Here is a 2,278-nt window from a genome sequence, read left to right as displayed (position 1 = left end):
TCATCAGGCACAAGATCAGCGGACACCCAACAGATCCTGCCGACACGACACCCAACTGCCAAGCCCCACAACACATTTCATTCTGAAACGATCAGATAATCGAGCCGACGTTGACGGCCTGGAGAAAGACCCGGCTCGACCGCAGGCCCACCGGACAGCCGGCCAAAGTCGAACTGCGCGATGTGTTCAACGCGCTCCTCTACGTGAACCGTACGGGAATCCCCTGGAAATACCTCCCGCACGACTTCCCGAGCCACGGCACCGTCTACGCCTACTACACCGCCTGGCGCGACGAGGGAATATTCGCACAGCTCAACTACGACCTCGTCGGCCTCGCCCGAGTCAAGGAAGCGCGCAAGCCCGAGCCCACCGGATCCGTGATCGACACCCAGAGCGTGAAGACCTCCGCCAACGTGCCATTGACCAGCCAGGGAACCGATGCCGCGAAGAAGATCGTGGGTCGGAAGCGGGGCATCCTCACCGACACGATCGGGCTCCTCCTCGCCGTGACCGTCACCGCCGCGAGCCTCTCCGAGAACGCCGTCGGAATTCGCCTACTCGACCACGCCAAGAAGACCTACCCGACCATCTCCAAGAGCTGGGTCGACACCGGCTTCAAGAACGCCCTCGTCGAGTACGGAGCCAACCTCGGAATCGACGTCGAAGTCGTCAACAGAAACCCGGGAGTTCGCGGATTCCACGTGGTCAAAAGGCGCTGGGTCGTGGAACGCAGTATCGGTTGGATCATGACGCACCGCCGACTCGCCCGCGACTACGAGACCCTGCCCGCCAGCTCCGAGGCCATGATCCACGTCGCCTCGATCGACAACCTCGCCAAGCGCATAACGGACGAGACGACACCCTCCTGGCGAGGAACCTACTAGGAGATAAAGGGCAATCCACCTAGATCAAACGCCCTCTAAAAGAGCGTTTTGTCCCGCAGAGGTTGTTTGGCGTTGATTTGCAGACCGAGCTGGGGTGTCGAGGGGACAGCGAGCGTGCCCAGCCGCCGCCCGAGCTGGTCGAGGGCAACAGCGACATGGACGTCGGCGTGGGTGTCGACTCCGAGGGTCACGCTCGTGCCGGAACTGTTGAGAACCTGTCCTCCTGGCGGTCCGTGGGGCTGGAGCCGCACCGACGGAGCACCGGAGACACAACTGCGATGAGGCGTGGTGCCAGGCTCTTATCAGGTCACATCCGACGGTCCGCCGGTGCAGCCGCATGCACCCTCCCGGCCGGCCGACGCATCGGCAACAAGGCACGAGCGGCCGGTTGGTCTGTGGGTCAGACCGGCCGGAAGAGCGCTTGCAGATCCTCGCAGTTGGTCTGGGGCCGGTAGGGCCGGGTTCGCTTGTGGGTGATCCCGGCCGCCGCCAGGACGTCGCGCCAGGCGTGGGATTTGTAGCAGGAGCCGTTGTCGGTCAGGACCCGCTCGACGGTGATCCCGACGCTGGTGAAGTAGGCGTGGGCCCGCTGCCAGAAGGCGGTCGCGGTTTCCTTCTTCTCGTCGGCCAGGATCTCGCTGTAGGCGAGGCGGGAGTGGTCGTCGACGGCGGTGTGGATGTAGCTGTAGCCCAGGCGGGGCCGCTTCTTGCGGCCGGCTTGGCGGCCCAGGGTCTTGTGACCGCCACCGTCGGGGATGTTGCCCAGCTTCTTGATGTCCACGTGGACGAGCTCGCCGGGCTTCTCGCGTTCGTAGCGGCGTATGACGCGGCCGGTGGCCCGGTCCAGGTGGGAGAGCCGGGCCAGCCCGAAGCGGGTCAGGACGCGGTGCACGGTCGAGGGCACCAGGCGAAGCAGGTGGGCGATGCGGGCCGGCCCCCACCGGCGGGCGAGGCGGACCTTGATGATCCGGCGCTCGGTGCGGGTCGGGGTCCGGTGTGGGCTCTGATGCGGGCGCGAGGATCTGTCACGCATGCCCGCCTCGCCGTGATCGCGGTAGCGGGCGGCCCACCGCTGGGCCGTGGAAGCGTTCGGCGGCCCGGCGCAGCGGCCAGCCATCCTCGACCACGCAGCGGGCCAGGCGCAGACGGCCGGTCTCGGTCAGGGCTGCATTACGGTGGGGCACGAGGGCCTTTCGGTCGGTGTAGACGTCGCAATCCACACCGAACCCGGAAGGCCCTCACCCGTTCAAGACGCCTCAGCCGAGACCTGCATCACCCGTCCACAACCTCCCGAGGCGATACAACTAGCCCGCGACATCTGGTACGCCAGCGCGGTGTGGGGCGGGGGTGCCCGGGGGCCCCCCCCCCCCCCCCCGGTGTAGAGCAGGGGGCAA

1 protein-coding gene and 1 pseudogene are annotated in these 2,278 nt (G+C 66.5%); one reads left to right on the top strand and one right to left on the bottom strand.

Annotated features, from left to right (window positions below; all coding sequences use genetic code 11):
* Positions 1–95 precede the first annotated feature (95 nt).
* On the top strand, positions 96–884 hold the full coding sequence (locus ACFWBB_RS42570) for an IS5 family transposase (protein ID WP_385284681.1): 789 nt from the start codon (positions 96–98) through the stop codon (positions 882–884).
* 436 nt (positions 885–1,320) lie between these two features.
* Here the strand turns inward: ACFWBB_RS42570 and ACFWBB_RS42565 are convergent.
* A pseudogene (locus ACFWBB_RS42565) lies at positions 1,321–2,068 on the bottom strand (IS481 family transposase); the annotation flags it as partial.
* Positions 2,069–2,278 lie beyond the last annotated feature (210 nt).

It is taken from the genome of Streptomyces sp. NPDC060000 (assembly GCF_042737375.1).
Classification (GTDB): domain Bacteria; phylum Actinomycetota; class Actinomycetes; order Streptomycetales; family Streptomycetaceae; genus Streptomyces.
Note: the sequence above shows the minus strand (reverse complement) of the source record. Positions and strands in the feature narration are given on the sequence as shown.